The sequence below is a fragment of the Streptococcus fryi genome (genome assembly GCF_053206505.1).
The window spans coordinates 24786-40953 of record NZ_JBRUGW010000002.1; the positions used below are offsets into that span (position 1 = coordinate 24786).

At 35.1% G+C, this 16168-nt stretch carries 20 protein-coding genes; 16 read left to right on the forward strand and 4 right to left on the reverse strand.

The window, feature by feature from the left end:
• The first annotated feature begins 126 nt into the window (after positions 1–126).
• The 3 genes from ACVRZH_RS00955 to ACVRZH_RS00965 all read left to right on the forward strand — a co-directional run bounded on the left by ACVRZH_RS00955 (position 127) and on the right by ACVRZH_RS00965 (position 1414).
• Positions 127–447, forward strand: a complete 321-nt coding sequence (locus ACVRZH_RS00955) for a hypothetical protein (protein ID WP_447453459.1) — start codon at positions 127–129, stop codon at positions 445–447.
• Positions 448–737: 290 nt separating this feature from the next.
• Positions 738–884, forward strand: a complete 147-nt coding sequence (locus ACVRZH_RS00960; protein ID WP_447453460.1) for a hypothetical protein — start codon at positions 738–740, stop codon at positions 882–884.
• 338 nt (positions 885–1222) lie between these two features.
• The gene (locus ACVRZH_RS00965; protein ID WP_447453461.1) at positions 1223–1414 is read left to right on the forward strand and encodes a hypothetical protein; all 192 of its coding nucleotides are present in this window, start codon (positions 1223–1225) and stop codon (positions 1412–1414) included.
• A 246-nt stretch (positions 1415–1660) separates the two neighbouring features.
• Here the strand turns inward: ACVRZH_RS00965 and ACVRZH_RS00970 are convergent, their stop codons facing one another.
• Positions 1661–2167 carry a CPBP family intramembrane glutamic endopeptidase gene (locus ACVRZH_RS00970; protein ID WP_447453462.1) on the reverse strand — a complete coding sequence of 169 codons (507 nt, stop codon included), beginning with the start codon at positions 2165–2167 and terminating at the stop codon, positions 1661–1663.
• A gap of 150 nt (positions 2168–2317) precedes the next feature.
• Entirely contained in the window at positions 2318–2509 is a 192-nt protein-coding gene (locus tag ACVRZH_RS00975; RefSeq protein ID WP_447453463.1) for a hypothetical protein, read from the reverse strand.
• A 369-nt stretch (positions 2510–2878) separates the two neighbouring features.
• On the opposite strand from ACVRZH_RS00975, the gene ACVRZH_RS00980 reads away from it, so the two are divergent.
• The 6 genes from ACVRZH_RS00980 to rpsI all read left to right on the forward strand — a co-directional run bounded on the left by ACVRZH_RS00980 (position 2879) and on the right by rpsI (position 6588).
• The gene (locus tag ACVRZH_RS00980; RefSeq protein WP_447453464.1) at positions 2879–3619 is read left to right on the forward strand and encodes a response regulator transcription factor; all 741 of its coding nucleotides are present in this window, start codon (positions 2879–2881) and stop codon (positions 3617–3619) included.
• Between the two features lie 605 nt (positions 3620–4224).
• Positions 4225–4959 carry a sensor histidine kinase gene (locus ACVRZH_RS00985; protein WP_447453465.1) on the forward strand — a complete coding sequence of 245 codons (735 nt, stop codon included), beginning with the start codon at positions 4225–4227 and terminating at the stop codon, positions 4957–4959.
• Positions 4960–5149: 190 nt separating this feature from the next.
• Positions 5150–5335 (forward strand): CPBP family intramembrane glutamic endopeptidase, encoded by a 186-nt coding sequence (locus tag ACVRZH_RS00990; RefSeq protein WP_447453553.1) that lies wholly within the window; start codon positions 5150–5152, stop codon positions 5333–5335.
• A complete protein-coding gene (locus ACVRZH_RS00995) occupies positions 5283–5468 on the forward strand; it encodes a CPBP family glutamic-type intramembrane protease (RefSeq protein WP_447453466.1) in 186 nt (61 codons plus the stop codon). Before ACVRZH_RS00990 ends, ACVRZH_RS00995 begins: the two co-directional genes overlap by 53 nt.
• Positions 5469–5727: 259 nt before the next feature.
• The gene (gene rplM, locus ACVRZH_RS01000; protein WP_447453467.1) at positions 5728–6174 is read left to right on the forward strand and encodes a 50S ribosomal protein L13; all 447 of its coding nucleotides are present in this window, start codon (positions 5728–5730) and stop codon (positions 6172–6174) included.
• Positions 6175–6195: 21 nt separating this feature from the next.
• A complete protein-coding gene (gene rpsI, locus ACVRZH_RS01005; RefSeq protein WP_115268172.1) occupies positions 6196–6588 on the forward strand; it encodes a 30S ribosomal protein S9 in 393 nt (130 codons plus the stop codon).
• A 138-nt stretch (positions 6589–6726) separates the two neighbouring features.
• Here the strand turns inward: rpsI and ACVRZH_RS01010 are convergent, their stop codons facing one another.
• Positions 6727–7881, reverse strand: coding sequence for a site-specific integrase (locus ACVRZH_RS01010; protein WP_447453554.1), 1155 nt, complete (start codon positions 7879–7881; stop codon positions 6727–6729).
• A 54-nt stretch (positions 7882–7935) separates the two neighbouring features.
• Positions 7936–8454 (reverse strand): helix-turn-helix domain-containing protein, encoded by a 519-nt coding sequence (locus ACVRZH_RS01015; RefSeq protein WP_447453468.1) that lies wholly within the window; start codon positions 8452–8454, stop codon positions 7936–7938.
• Between the two features lie 152 nt (positions 8455–8606).
• Between ACVRZH_RS01015 and ACVRZH_RS01020 the strand changes: the two genes are divergently transcribed.
• The 7 genes from ACVRZH_RS01020 (at position 8607) to ACVRZH_RS01050 (ending at position 16167) form a co-directional block, all read left to right on the forward strand.
• Positions 8607–8891, forward strand: a complete 285-nt coding sequence (locus ACVRZH_RS01020) for a DNA-binding protein (RefSeq protein ID WP_447453469.1) — start codon at positions 8607–8609, stop codon at positions 8889–8891.
• A gap of 11 nt (positions 8892–8902) precedes the next feature.
• Positions 8903–9754 (forward strand): putative phage replisome organizer, encoded by an 852-nt coding sequence (locus ACVRZH_RS01025; RefSeq protein ID WP_447453470.1) that lies wholly within the window; start codon positions 8903–8905, stop codon positions 9752–9754.
• A 13-nt stretch (positions 9755–9767) separates the two neighbouring features.
• Complete coding sequence (locus tag ACVRZH_RS01030; protein WP_447453471.1) at positions 9768–10058, forward strand: DUF5962 family protein; 291 nt, start codon at positions 9768–9770, stop codon at positions 10056–10058.
• On the forward strand, positions 10051–10416 hold the full coding sequence (locus tag ACVRZH_RS01035) for a plasmid mobilization protein (protein ID WP_018166603.1): 366 nt from the start codon (positions 10051–10053) through the stop codon (positions 10414–10416). The genes ACVRZH_RS01030 and ACVRZH_RS01035 overlap by 8 nt, the downstream gene beginning before the upstream one ends.
• Positions 10413–10769, forward strand: coding sequence for a transposase (locus ACVRZH_RS01040; RefSeq protein WP_447453472.1), 357 nt, complete (start codon positions 10413–10415; stop codon positions 10767–10769). The genes ACVRZH_RS01035 and ACVRZH_RS01040 overlap by 4 nt, the downstream gene beginning before the upstream one ends.
• Positions 10770–11088: 319 nt before the next feature.
• Positions 11089–11784, forward strand: a complete 696-nt coding sequence (locus tag ACVRZH_RS01045; RefSeq protein WP_447453473.1) for a DNA methyltransferase family protein — start codon at positions 11089–11091, stop codon at positions 11782–11784.
• Between the two features lie 3 nt (positions 11785–11787).
• Positions 11788–16167: an Eco57I restriction-modification methylase domain-containing protein gene (locus tag ACVRZH_RS01050; protein WP_447453474.1), complete on the forward strand. Its 4380-nt coding sequence runs from the start codon at positions 11788–11790 to the stop codon at positions 16165–16167.
• Position 16168 lies beyond the last annotated feature (1 nt).

Sequence of the window (16168 nt, forward strand, 5' to 3'; positions counted from 1 at the left end):
CATAAAGAAATCGATAATTATATTTAGTAGAAAATATGGTCGTTCATTACAAAATAACGACATTTCGTGACAAGAGAAAAAATAATAACACATTTTATCTTATACTGTACATGTAAGGTTGGATTGATGAAAACGGAAGGGCGATGCTTTGTTACTTTAGTATCAAGCAAATCTGTTGGTTTCAGAGCGATATCTAGCTACAAGAATGACAAAACTAAACGTAAAGGAATTGAAGGTGATAATATGGCAAATGTTTTATCAATAATGGAAAGAAAATATCAAAAGCTTGATGCATTTTATAATTCTCTAAGTGTTCTTGGGAAATTATTATGTCTTGTTGGTGTTGCAGCTATCTTGTTAATAATTGGTGCTGTAGTGGTACCAAGCATTTATAAAGCTGGTGAAAGCTTTGGTGCGTATTTATATAACAATTTTAGTTCTAACTAATTACGAGGAGGGATTGTGATATGGATAAAATAAAGAATCTAGTTACTGTTTTTATCGTTGGTTATGCGATTTTATGCATCTTAGGAGACTTATCTATAATCAGTTTTGATATAGAATCATTTCTTCCATCCACATATGCTGTCTTATTTACTGTTATCTTTTTTGACTTTACAAATAGGTCGGCAAAACGACATCAAATCAAAGAATAACAGGACTCAATTTGAAACAAAGAATAATTTGAATACAGATTTTGGATCATTTTTAGATAATGTTTTGGTGAGAGGTATTTTATGAAGCAGGTTAACAATTTAAACTTACGCAATGCCATTGTTTCAATGGTTGCTATAGTGTTGTTATGGCTATTTGCTCCAAGTTTGATCAATGATATTTTTAGCATAGGCAAAGAATTTGGGAAAGCATTAGCACAGTGGTTTTAATGTCAAAAAGATTACATCATAAAAAGCTAACAATGAATGAAAAAGACATTAAGTAATATAGAGGAGAGATTATTATGACTAATAAAAAATCGATAATGACATTTATCAGAGCTTCCATATGCCTGTCTGCCGTTGTTGTATTTAGTATGGATTTAATCATGGAAAATAAACTAAATCTTATGTATGTTTTAGGAAGTGCTATATTACTATACCTAATCAGTGACTAAGGTTATCGCCATTGTTAGCGTAGCATCGGTAACAGTTTATGGATAGGGTAAAGGATTAAAGTAGTATGTGATTGCGCTATAAGATTTTAGATAAATAGAGGAGGAATTATAATGCATAAGTATGATAAAATAGCAACAATTCTTTTGGGAGGATATACTTTATTGTATATGCTTAATGACACGCTGGTTGCACAGGGTATTTCTCATGTTAAACTTCCTAACCTTATGTTAGCCGTGTTTTTTTACACAATATTTAGAAAAAAGGTGAAACGCACTACGAAAGTAAATGATCGATTGAAGTAGTCACATCATTAGGAATGCACTAGTAGGTAATCACTTGCCAATCAAGGCATGTATTCAGTTGACCACTTGAGAGGTATCAAAGTAAAAGGAAGGGTACTGTTAGTTATTGTAAGGGTATTTAGTCATTATTAAAGGTGAAAAAAACTCTCTTGACTATTATTTAGATAAATACTTGACTTAAAAAAGTTCCTAGTATCATTTTTAGATGCTAGGAACTTTTTATATCATAATACATTTCTACGCTATTCATCTCCATCCCATCATATAAGGAAAGGCATTCCACAACATATGATAAAACATCGTATAGTAAATACAGTTTGTTTTCTTAAAATAAGCCCCCATCAATAATCCTGGAATAAAGTAATTCAGAAAATCCATATTACTCCACCCCCAGTACCAAAAATGAGCTGATGAAAATATAGCTGATGATACTACTAAATCCAAATGATATTTCTTGAACTTAGACAATAGTGAAAAAGCAATTCCTCTATAAAAAACTTCCTCAACAAATGGAGCTCTAAATACGGAATTATAAAAATATCTTGAAAACCCTAAAATAGATAGAAATTTATATGATTGACCCCAAACAACAAGAGAATCGTCACCGTAAATACTAACTATATAGAACATCACTACTTGAGTCCATAAATATTGTAATATAAAGATTGCTGGGATCCAGAGGAGATACGACCATTTAAATTTGAATTGAAACATCTCTCTAAATCCATAATTCCAGAGCAATGCAATTCCCAAAATACCTCCTAATACTTGCGTACAATCGTAAATTAAAAAATAGGAGTCATCTGATAGAGAATCAAATGGGGAAGTACCCATTATATGATAAGTAAGTAACGGCAATACAATAAGCAATACAGATAATATATTAAAAATATACTTCTTCATCTATGGTCGTCTTTTTCTACCTGGATCAGTATAAACATCCCAATGATCAGGTCTATGTACAACAGTCGTTCCTCCACCTACAAACACAGGAACACCTCCACCACCAGCATATAAAGGATTAAATAACACATTGACACCACCAGTAGTTTCAATTAATTCTGTTGCTTTTAACTCGGTATATTTTGTTTTCATATTATAATCTCCTTAGAATTTAATAATAGTGATCACAAAATTATTATAACATAAAAAAGGAACAAATCAATAGAATTTTTAGAAAATTGCAAATTTTAAATAAGAATTTGAAAGATAATGTCCTCATTCCAAAATGAATTTGTAAATGTATTGAATCTTATCAGGTCCTTTTGGTCATTTTCATCTCATAAACTTTATTTATGCTAGTTATACAAGATTTTTTCAGTAGGTTATATAGATATCTTTGGTTGTGATATAATATCTATATAGAGTTTAGTTATGGAAACTTCCTATGTTGTTAAAAGAAGACTAATATTTTCAAGATACAAACAAAAGGAACTAGATAAACTATGGAGAAGAGGTTAATTTGTGCTTAATATTTTTGTATTAGAGGATAATTTTTTCCAACAGAGTAGAATAGAAAATGCAATAAAGAGGTGTGTTGAACAAACTGCTGTGAGATATAAATTTTTAGAAGTGTTTGGTAAACCAAATCAATTATTGGCATCTATAAAGGAAACAGGAAACCATCAATTTTTTTTCTTAGATATTGAGATTAAAGGTGAAGAAAAAAAAGGTATGGAAATTGCCAAGGAAATTCGCGCTAGAGATCCGTATGCTGTTATTGTCTTTGTGACGACTCACTCAGAGTTTATGCCGGTAACTTACCGTTATCGCGTTTCTGCTCTAGATTTTATAGATAAAGGTTTGGAAGATAGTGATTTTCAACAAGCTATATCAGATGTCTTAGTTCATGCCTTCGACAGTATAGATCATACTATCGCTGAAAATGCCTTTGTCTATAAGACTGATACTGCCCATGTTCAAGTCCCGTTTAGTGATATTCTTTATTTTGAAACCTCTTCAACAATTCATAAAGTAAGTTTAAAAACAAAAACAGGTCAGATGGAATTTTATGGTAAAGTGTCGGATATAGCTAAAGCTGATGAACGACTTTACCAGGCACATCGTTCTTATGTGGTGAATCCATTAAATATCACAAAAATAGATAGAACCAATCATATTGCCTATTTTGAGACTGGCGATTCTTGCTTTATATCCAGGCTAAAACAAGGGAAATTAGTAGAATTGGTGGAGCATAGGAAATGAATATTACTATTTCACCAGGGTATGATTTACTTTTTTTCATTGATATCTTAATAAGGATTTATATTTTTCAACAGATTAGTGGCTTTCAAATAAAACGAAAACATAAAGTGATCATAGCGTTGGTAATAACCTTCGCATCTATTTTTTTTAGTAGGTTGATTCTATTATGGGAGCCTTTCTCGCTATTGTTGGTAGTTCCTTTTTTAAAAACAGGATGGAATAAAACGCAAAAGATATTCTATTCTTTATTACCATTCGTCATAGGCGATATGTTTCAAAGGATGATAGGATTATATTTACGATTTATTTTTGACATTGATATTATTTTGTCTAATAGTAATCCGTTTTTTAATATTCTTTTAACAGTATTATTAGTTCCGTTTTATCTTATATTCTTCAAAGGTCTAAGGATAGACGCTAAAAATCTTCAGGTTGACACTTTAGATCAAGATTTTAAAAAGACATTCATTGGTATGAATCTATTTTTTGTTACCTATTTTTTGATAATACGTAGTATTGTTCAACTTGAAGTTGGTATCGAAAATGGGTTGAATTTAAACATAGATACATATTATATTAGAACCAATGTCTTACTAGTATATTTTATGTTGTTTACAGCTAGTATACTGTATTTGAACTATCAGAAGAAGGAAAAGCAAGACAGAGAAATTCAGGAGTTGAAGGACAAACAGCTAGCGGATTTAGAACGCTATAGCCGTCATGTCGAATCTCTTTATAAGGAAATTCGCAGTTTTAGACATGATTATACTAATATTCTTATCAGCTTGAATGAAGCTATCAAAGGAGAAGACATTGGTGCGATTCGTTCCATTTATCAAGAAGTTATCGCTGACTCTGATAAGAAATTTTATGATGGGAAGTATGATATAGCTCGACTGTCTAATATACAAAATACTGCTGTTAAGAGCTTGTTGTCATCTAAGATGTTGGAAGCACAAAATAAAGGAATCGAGATTTCGGTCGAAGTGGATTCCGAAATGGAACTACCTTCTTTGGAGTTGATAGAATTCATAACCATTTTATCCATTTTATTAGATAATGCCATAGATGCTGCAGAACAGTGTACCAATGGCAATATCATATTTGCTTATTTCCAGGAAGAAAATCGGAAAACTGTAGTTGTTGAAAATACTACAGTTGAAGATAAAGTAGCTACTGCTCAGATATTTGAATATGGATACTCTAGTAAAGGTGATAATAGAGGGATTGGGTTAGCCAACGTCAAAGCTATTTTAACTAATTATCCTAAATCGTCGTTATTAACCAGCAGTCATAATCATCGATTTATTCAGGAGTTGACCTTTATAGATGAAGACTAGTTTTATTGTATCAGACATTTAAATAGAAAAAGCGCATAACATCAGCATTTTAAAAAGTGATGTTATGCGCTTTTCTTATAATTATAGCTATTTAAAAGTTATTTTTCTTGTCTTAACAGGTATTGCAATACAACTAGTTATATTAAATCTCATTCCTGGAAAGTATGATTCTACAAATGGAGAATATGTCATGAGACTATTCCATTCTAGATTTGTTTTTTTGTTACTTATTGGTACTAATTTTATTAGTCCTATTATAGAAGAATTTGCTTTTAGAGGTATTTTTCAAGAAAGGCTTAAAATCTGTGGTAATCATTTATTGAGTGTGTTCATCTCTGCAGCTGTATTTGCCTTTTTTACATGTTTTTGGCATTGATAAACAATTCCTAATGATTTTATGTCAAGGACTAATCTTTTCTTGGTTATACTATAAAACTGATCATTTGAATTATTCAATTGTAGCACATATTCTAACAAATGTTATTGTTACAATTTTACATTACATGTAATCAATAACAGGAGAAGTGACATGAAAAAAGTAGCTGACTTGATAAAAGCCTTACAAAATTTACGACAGGATTTTATTTGCTAAATAAAGTTAGGAAAAAGAGTAAAAATAGACTCAAAACACTTGACTGGATAGGGTTCTTTTTGATATGATTATAAACGGTATTGTTTACCCCATTTGAAAGGCCCCGGAACCCTTCAAATAACTCGTGGACTGGAACATCCACACTGTAAACAAAAACGATTCGTATAGGAGAAATCATGAATAAAACAACATTTATGGCTAAACCAGGCCAAGTTGAACGTAAATGGTACGTTGTTGACGCAACAGATGTGCCTCTTGGACGTCTTTCAGCAGTAGTTGCTAGCGTTCTTCGTGGTAAGAACAAACCAACTTTCACACCTCACACTGATACAGGTGACTTTGTTATCGTTATCAATGCTGAAAAAGTGAAATTAACTGGTAAAAAAGCAACTGATAAGATTTACTACACTCACTCACTTCACCCAGGTGGATTGAAAGCTATCTCAGCTGGTGAGTTGCGTTCTAAAAACGCTGTTCGCTTGATTGAAAAATCAGTTAAAGGTATGCTTCCGCACAACACTCTTGGACGTGCGCAAGGTATGAAATTGAAAGTCTTCATTGGTGGTGAGCACACTCACGCTGCACAACAACCTGAAGTTCTTGATATTTCAGGACTTATCTAAGAGAAAGGAGCATAGAATAATATGGCACAAGCACAATACACAGGTACTGGTCGTCGTAAAAACGCTGTTGCACGCGTTCGTTTAGTTCCAGGTACTGGTAAAATCACTGTTAACAAAAAAGATGTTGAAGAGTACATCCCACACGCTGATCTCCGTCTTGTTATCAACCAACCATTTGCAGTAACATCAACTGCAGGTTCTTACGATGTTTTCGTTAACGTTGTAGGTGGTGGTTATGCAGGTCAATCAGGTGCTATCCGTCACGGTATCGCACGTGCACTTCTTCAAGTAGACCCAGACTTCCGCGATTCATTGAAACGCGCAGGACTTCTTACTCGTGACGCTCGTATGGTTGAACGTAAGAAACCAGGTCTTAAAAAAGCTCGTAAAGCTTCACAATTCTCAAAACGTTAATATCAGCGATATATCAACGTTTCAAGGCACTTTGCAAGTTACTTGCAAGGTGTCTTTTTTGTGGAAAAGTGGGCTTGGTAATCTTTTTGGTAATCTCTTAAGACCTGGTTAAATTTTAGTGGAAAAAGAAAGCTAAGGTTATTTAGCTTTATCGAGGTATTCTGCGAATTTTGTAATGGATTGTTTTTCACCAGCTTTTGTGGCATGGCTATAAGTGTCTAAAGTCATCTGGCTACTAGCGTGTCCTAACCGTTTAGCAGTATTCACAGGATCAACTCCCATTTCAATCATTAAGGTAGCGTGGGTGTGTCTAAATCCATGTGGACTGATTTTCTTGAGATTATGTTGACGAATGGTTCGCTTGAGAATGTTGTTGATGTAGTCAGCATGAAGAGGTTCAATGTCACCTGTTCTTGAGCAGTAAGTAAACATAAAGTCCTTCTCGATGGAAAGAGGTGCAATATGTAACTGTCCTTTTTCCCTGACAGATTCTTGTTTCCATTTGTTGAGTATACCACACGTTTCATCATCAAGGTAGATAGTGCGTACAGAAAAAGAGTTCTTAGTGCCTTTTTCAACGGCATGACCATCTATTCTACCCAGACTTTTACTGATTGTGAGTAACTGAGTGTCTGAATCAAAGTCTGACCATCTAAGTGCATACAATTCACCTTTTCGTAGGCCGCTGTAAGCTAATAGCCTGAACAAAGCATAGTGCTTGTAAGGTTCATTTTCTAAAATGATTTGCAAAAACTGCTGTAACTCACTAACTGACCAGTAATTTTCACTGGCAGTTTTTTTGATTTTCGGCATAATCACCTTGCTCATAGGATTTCGTTCAATATAATTCATATTAATGGCAAATTCAAATATTTTAGAAGTATAAGATTTGATTTGCTTCATGTTTTTGAATGTCTTGGCTTTGTCAGTGATGAAGGTTTGACAGTCTAAAGGACTGATTTTTGAAATTTTCTTTTCTCCAAAAGCAGGAAGAATATGTAGGCGATAGAGGTCGGCAGTTTTGACTGCAGTAGTTGCTTCAACAGTATCTTTGTAAGCTTCATACCACCTTTGATAAAGCTCTTGATAAGTGTAGGTTGTTTGAGCAGTAATATGGACAAAAGTTCCACTGTTCAACTGATGATTAACAGCAGTTTCATGAGCTTTGGCAGCTTTGCGCGTCTTGAATCCTCGTTTAGTATAATATTTTTTCTTACCGTAGTCGTTTAGACCAAGGTAAACTTTAACAAAATAGGTGACTCCTTTTGTAGATTGGTACTTGTGTACAGATATAACAGTTCTCCGTTTCTAAGTTTTCGGAGCTTATGTAATTGAGAAACTGTTCGTTTATTTTTTGTGTCGGTCTTCTTGTCTAATTCGGTATTCTTCAGTCTGAATCCAGGTTTGCCAAATTTCTGACTCTCGTTTTAAACTATTCATGTGTTTAGTGAAAGTTTTCATGAATTCTTCCTCATGATTGATCAAGTAGCGCGCTAAAAAGCGCCTAAAATCGTCTGAGAAGCCTTCATTTAAGGGCATAGACAAATGAATCTCTCCTAGTTCGATTCCTTTCTTAAGCTTCTCCATATCGCTTTTAAAAGGTGTTACAGAAGTAATTTCAGATGTCTTGAAACTATCAGTGACGATTTTTAAATTTGACGGAGCGTACTTTTCTTCGTCAATTCCAAGGATGTATGCCACTGAGACACCAAAATAATCCGCTAACTTTTGAGTATTCTCTTTTTTAGGTTTTCGTATTCCTTGGTTATAGCTAGATAGTGTTGGGTAGGATATATCTAGCGCTTCACTGATACTTTTTATTTTTTTGCCACTTTCTTCTATAAGTTTAGCTATATTATTAGTCATAGATTCCTCCTAATTGATATTCTACCACATTTAATACAAAAAGTATAATATCGCTTGAAAAGAATACAAAAAAGTATTTATAATTTAAAATGTATAATAAAATATACAAATTCGGAGTTTATTTAATTGAGAAATGGAAACGAGGTAATAATATGTCTGAAGAAGCGACTTTAGTTGTTCAACTTCCCAAAGTTTTGGAAAAACAGTTAAGGGCACATTATGATGAAATGGTCTCTACAGCTATTGAAAGAGCGCTAGAAGATAAAGAACTATACAAACCTATGGTTCGGATGGTAGCTCTTTCTAGGTGGCTTGATGTATCAACGACAACCCTTCAAAAATGGACACGAGAAGGAATGCCTACAATGGTCATTGATGGTGTGACTCTGTACGATAAACGAGCGGTCACTAGATGGTTAAAGCAATATGAAAGATAGGAGGTACACGTATGAGTGAAGTACAATGGATTAAGATTACTACAGATATCTTTGATGATGAAAAAATACAGTTGATTGAGTCAATGCCCGAAGGAGATACTTTAATTGTCATCTGGTTTAAACTACTCGTTTTAGCAGGTAAACAGAATTACAGTGGAGTCTTAGCTCTAGGAGATAAGGTCTTTTATACAGAAGAGATGTTAACTACAGTCTTTAGGAGAAAGTCAACGACTGTGAAGCTGGCTCTGAAAACATTTGAACAATTTGGAATGATTGCTTTTGTGGATGGAGCAGTCACAATTCCTAAATGGGAAAAACATCAGAATATTGATGGTCTAGAAAAAATTCGTAAACAAACAAGAGAAAGAGTGGCTCGTCATCGTCAAAAGCAAAAAACTCTAGTAAGTGGGCAAGATAGTTTATCAATAGAATGTAACGTTACAGAAACGTTACCTGTAACGGAAAGTAACGGTCAAGTAACGCAACAGATTAAGAACAAGAATCAGAAAGAGAATAATAATATACTAGATAATAGTTCTAGAGAGACAGAAGATCAGTCAACAACTTATCTCAAACCAGAGTATTATTCCCTTTTGCAAGTGATTGCGGATAGATATAACGATCGTTTTATTTACCCCTATAATTACACCCTAACGCATAAGCAAAAAATGGCGATTGGACAGTTTTTAAACGAAGGCTATATGACTTCTGATGAAGTCTTGGGAATGATAGATCGTATTCCTAATGATGTAGAGTCACCATTAGCCTATTTAATGAGCTCTATGGAGCACCTAAAAGATGAGCGATTATTGGAAGCTAAGGTAATTGCTCATGAAAATGCTAGAAGAAAATATCAAAACTAATAGGGAGAAAAAGATGACAAATTATTATCAACTTGAGAATATGCTGGTGGCTGGTTTTAAATCAGAAGAAGAGTTACAACGGTATCAAGGGTTAAAAGCAGAGTATGAGGAAGAAACCCTGGATTATAGTTTCTCAATTAGAGAAATTGTCAATCAATTAGAAATTATTATCCAGAGTAGAGAAAATGACTTCCCAAATTTAGAAGAAGGACTGTTGCAAGATTATCAGGAACTTGTAGAATATTTGAGGGAATACGATGTGTCTCAGGCAGAAAAATACACAAGGAGAATTTATCGTGGTTGAGCGTTATCGAACAGTTCTGAAAAAATTCTATATCACAAAATCGCAGAATCAAACGCTAAACTACCTTATCAGTTATACAGGTTTAAGGAATTTTTCTAACTATGCTAGGAAAATGTTATTTAAGAAATTCCCTATTGTTGTGGTATTTGATGAAACTTCATTTGAAGACTTGATATTTTCTTTGAGGCGAATTAAAAATAATATCAATCAGTTAGCAAGGATAGCAGAGCAATCTCAGGATCTTCAAGCATTACGAGCTATGACTTACAGTGTTCAAATGATTGAAAAATATGAAAAATCGTTCCTTAAATACCATAAAACGAAAAAGGCGAGGTTACTATCAAAAGTGGATGAATGAAAAATAGAATTAAAAATATCGTGAAGCAAGTCTTTTTGACTGAGGATGAGAATAAAAGATTGTTAGCATTAATGGCTAATGAAAAAGAGTCAAACTTTTCCGCTTTTGCCAGAAAGAAATTATTTAACCAAGAGATTGAATCATGGACGATTAATTTTCCAGAGTATGAGCAACTGACAGAGCGATCCATTCAGATTGGCAGATCAATTAATAGGATTGCCAAGTTGTCAACTCAGGTTGGAAATATTTCACAACAGAATTTTATAGAACTTGGTCAGTTGATAACTCAATTATTGGATGAATTGGAAAAGGGACTCTCAGTTAACCTGAAAAAGAAGTCTATTAAACATTAAATAAGTAAATGAAACCGCAGGAATTTATCTGCGATTTTCTTATGTCCTTCTAAAAAATGATTGTCTGACAATGTCAGCCACCGTGTCTGGCACGGGGAATTTAGAATTGATACAAAAACATAATTTTAGGTCTTTGCGAGCTCATATAGTGTATACACACTATCGCAAAAAAATAAAACATCAGGAAAGGTCGAACCGACAATTTTCCTGATGTTTTTAATATCTGGGGAGAATCCTCAGACCCCTTGAGAAATAATTTGAGATAAAGTTAGAAAATGGTATAATAGGCGGAGATATAATCGTTTTCAAGGAGTAGGTTTTGGAAGAGAGCTTAATTAAATCAAAACAACGTGTTCAAAAACATGGAGAAGTCTTTACACCTGCTTGGATGGTTCAGAAAATGCTGGATACTCCTGGAGTGAAAGAAGCTTGTGAAAGTGTATCTAAGACCTTTTTAGAGCCATCTGCAGGCGATGGTAATTTTTTGCAAGCTATTTTAGAGAGAAAGCTAGAGGCTGTGGTCAGACAGTATGACAAACGAAATTGGAAAACAAAGTCTTTGATTGCTCTCTCGTCCATATATGGCATAGAGTTTTTAGAAGATAATTTGGAAGTGGCACGTTCACGGATGTTTCTTTGTTATTTAGACTGGTACGAGCAAGCTTTTGGAACTAGACTAAATAGCAAAAATGATATCTATCAATCAGCACACTACCTTATTCATAAAAATATTGTGAGAGGAAATACCTTGACTCAGCAGCATCCAGTTACAGGGGAGCCTATCAGGTTCAATGAGTGGCAACTGGTCAAAGGTCATCCAAGTTTGGTAAGAAAAATTCCTTTTGCACTTTCAGAACTTTTGGGTAAGGAAGTAGAAGACGATCGGACAGTCGTGGAAGGACAACTGAGTTTTTTTGATATAGATGATGAATTTATGATTGAGAATGAATCTGTTAAAAAAGCAGATACGATAAAAGAGATAACCATTCAAAAAGTGTATTTACTAGGAGATTAGGCTATGATTTCAAATTTTGATTTTTTGGCAATTGATATAGATACAGCCGAGCTTTTTAGAACCATAAATATGGCTGAAGAAAATTATACACATGGGGACTATGAAGGCACGCTGACTAAGGTGAGAAAAGTTGCTGAGAATACAGCGAGGTTGGTTGCCGATAGAGAATATTTAGATATTAGTGAGCGCGCCACCTTTAATGACGTACTAAGAGAGATAAGAGACTTTATTCCCAATAAAACAATCGTCGATCACTTTTATGATATCAAGGGAAAGGGGAATAATTCTGCCCATGTCCTTAATCCAGAAGATGCGACAAAAGAAAATGCCTTAAAATCACTAAAACAAGTCTTTGACATACTAGCTTGGGTCATGCTGACCTATATTGAACCGGATATTAAAGCCAGTGCAATTGGTCAGTTTTTAGAACCGAGAGCACAAGAAATGTACACTACGGCTGAGCGGAAGTTTATCTATATTCAAACAGTTAACAATGAAAGTGGACTATTTAATGCCTTCGAAGGGACTCAAAAAATTGGTGAGGGTAGCGTTTCTTCGGATGATATTGAGACAGATTGGTCGCCAAATAGTGACTTTTTACGTACTGTTGCCCCAAAACGTATTAATCAATACATGAAAACATCTGGTCTGCCTTATACGCTTGGTTGGGTAGAGCTTGCTTACAAAAAGGCGACCAAGTCCTGGTTCCATGATTATGATGTGCATAATGTCTTGAAGCGTTCAGGGATTAAACAGGCTGAACAACTGGAAGGAACAGAGTGGTTCAAGACGGATTTAGAGACAGCTAAGGCTGCTATTAAAGCTGTTAAAGAAGGTAGAAATTATCTAAATATTACTGCCAAAGAATCATTTATTGAAGAACCAGTTATCACCCTTCGTCCAGAACAAGAGGCAGCGGTCGAGCAGACGCAAAAAGTCTTTAAGAAAAAAGACCGAATGCTCTGGAATGCTAAAATGCGTTTTGGTAAAACCTTGACGTCCTTGCAATTGGTCAAGAATGAAGCCTTTCAAAGAGTGCTCATCATGACTCATCGTCCTGTTGTGGCGGATTCTTGGTTTGATGATTTCAAGAAAATGAAGATGAGCGCTGATGGGTATGATTATGGCTCAGTTAATCAAGGAGAAACGCTTGAAAACCTGAAGCGAGGTGAGAAACCTTTTGTGTATTTCGCTTCAATCCAATTGCTTCGGTATAATGGTGGTCAAACCAATCTGAAAGATTTTGCGGATGTGGATTGGGATTTGATTATCATTGATGAGGCACACGAGGGAACCCAGACAGAGCTTAGTGCTTCGGTAATGAAAGAACTCGTCAAGGAACATTCTAAGATACTTGAACTATCTGGGACACCTTTCAATCTTTTGGATCAATTTGACGAGGAACAAGTTTATACTTGGGACTATGTCATGGAACAACAGGCTAAGAAGAAGTGGGAATTAGAACGTCCAAGTGAGCCAAATCCTTATGAAACTTTGCCAAAAGTATCGATGTACACTTTTGAAATGAAGCATAAGGAACGTTTTTCTGATGAGAGTAAATCGTTCAACTTTAGGGAATTTTTCCGTGTGGCTGAGGATGGTCAACTTGTTTATAAGCAAGAGGTTCGCCAATTCTTAGATAATATCACACATCCAGACAGTCGTACGAACTACCCTTTTTCAACGAAGTCTTATCGTGAAGAGTTGCGTCATACGCTTTGGCTTATGCCAGGTGTTAAGGAAGCTAATGCTTTTGAGGGCTTGCTTAAAGAACACCCTATTTTCGGGAAAGAATATAAAATTGTTAATGTTGTTCGAGGAGCAAGTAGCGATGATGGAATTGCTAACGATGCGGACATAGAGAAAGTTCGTTCTGCTATTGGTAAAGACCCTTCGCAGACAAAAACCATTACCCTGACAGTTCGTAAGCTGACAACAGGCGTCAATATCCCAGAGTGGACAGCTGTTCTCTTCTTGTCTAATACCAATAGTGCCATGAACTACCTACAAGCTGCTTTCCGTGCCCAGACGCCTTTTTCTCATGAGAAATTAGGAATGAAGACGAATTGTTATGTTTTTGATTTTGCCCCTGATAGAGCCTTGACTGTCATGGCGGAGAGTGCCCAGATTAACTCAGGTGTAGGGAAGAAAAATACGCAAGCACAAAAGCAAGCTATGGCTCGTCTTCTAAACTTTATGCCAATCTTAGGGGCTTCAGACAATGGAATGAAGACCTACGATGTGGATAGAATGCTGACACAGCTCAAGAAAGTTTATGCTGAAAAGGCAGTGCGGTCAGGTTTCGAAGATGACAGTCTATATAATGACAATCTTTTAACTTTAACCGCTGATGATGCAAGCATGTTTACCAAACTAAATGCTATCGTTGGTAAGACACAGAGTCAAAAAATGCCTAAGAAAGTTGTAATTAATGAAAATGGATTGACAACTGAAGAGCATGAGCAAGCTGAAAAAGCTAAAAAGAAACCAAAAGCTAAACGAACAGCAGAAGATCTAGAGGTTATCGAAAAACAAAAAGAAGCGAAGAAACAGCGGAAAAATATGATTTCTATTTTACGTGGGGTTTCTATCCGTATTCCGATGATGATTTACGGTATGGCGGTCGATTTATCAAAAGATATCACCATTCAAGACTTTATCAAGCAGGTGGATGATGAATCGTGGAAAGAGTTCATGCCAAAAGGTTTCACCAAGGGAATGTTTAGTGAGATTACCAAGTATTATGATGCTGAGGTCTTTATCGAAGCAGGTCGTATCATTCGTCAGCGTGCCAAATCCTTTGATGATCTGGACTTCATCGAGCGGGCGGAGCAGATTGCAGAGCTGTTTGGGACCTTTAAAAACCCTGATAAGGAAACGGTACTGACACCATGGCGTGTGGTCAATCTCCAAGTATCTAAGTCTGTCGGTGGTTTGAACTTCTATGATGATAACTTTGAGTCGGCGACAGATGGTGCGAGGTCAAATCTTCACTGGGTGTCTAATGAAGTGACTCCATCAATCTATCAACGAGATACGAAAATCTTAGACATTAACTCGAAGACAGGTCTCTACCCTCTTCATAGCGCCATTAGCTTGTATTATCAAAGAGTGGCAGAAAATGATGACAACCATTTTGAAGCTGACCAAGTCTATCAAGAGATTTTAGCGAATAATATCTACGCTATTGCCAAAACACCAATGGCAAAAACCATTACTGAACGTACACTGACAGGCTATCGGAAGTACAAAACCAATGTGACTTATATAGAAAGCCTGACAGATACCCTAAAAACAGATGGTGAACAAGGTAAGAAACTAGTTGAGGAGGCATTTAACAAGGTGAAATTTGATGTAGTGATAGGAAATCCTCCGTATCAGGAGTCAGATAATCAATCAGGAAATGGAAGTGCTCGACCAATCTATGATAAGTTTATTAATTTGGCAGTAGATTTGAAACCAACCTATATTACATTAATAACTCCTAGTGTATGGTTTCTCGGCGGAAAAGGATTGGATGATTTTAGAAAGCGTGCTTTAGAAGATTCACATTTTAAAGAATTTCATAATTACGTAACTCCAAATGATGTCTTTGCAAATGTGAGTCTTAGAGGGGGCGTAAACTTCTTCTTGTGGGATGACAATTTTGATAATAGAAAAAATGATATATTAGTGAATACTTATAAGGATAATCAGTTAATTGATACCGGCTACCGACCATACAGACTAAAAAATATTAATATTTTTATTTCAGAAACAACATCATACAGATTACTTGAAAAATTAATTAACAAAGGATTTGTCGATGTTGAATACGAAAATAATCAACGTATGTTGTATAATCATGTTTCAGAGCGTAATCCATTTGGTTTTTCAACTACAACAAAATTGAATACTAATGAATTTAAAGGAGCAATTAAAATTTATGCAAGTAAGGGAAAGCTTGGATATTGTTTGCCAGGTGATATAAAGAGAAATTCAACTATTATTGATTGTTACAAGGTATTAACTGCATTTGCTAATAATATTGGAACGGATTTAGCAGATGACAATTTAAACACGATAATTGCTTCTCCAGGAAGTATTTGTACGGAGACGTATTTAGTAGTTGGGGCGGATTTGCAACTTAATGAGAAAAGTGCTATTAATCTGTCAAACTATTTAAAAACAAAATTTGTAAGGTTTCTCATTAGTTTAGCAAAGGCAAATCAAAATGGAACTCGAAAAACATATAGGTTTGTCCCTCTCCAAGATTTTACATCCCACTCGGATATTGATTGGTCACAATCCATCGCTGAGTTAGACGCACAACTCTATCGAAAATATGGGCTTTCTGAGGACGAAATCGCCTTTATTGAAAGTAAAGTGAAGGAGATGGGGTAGG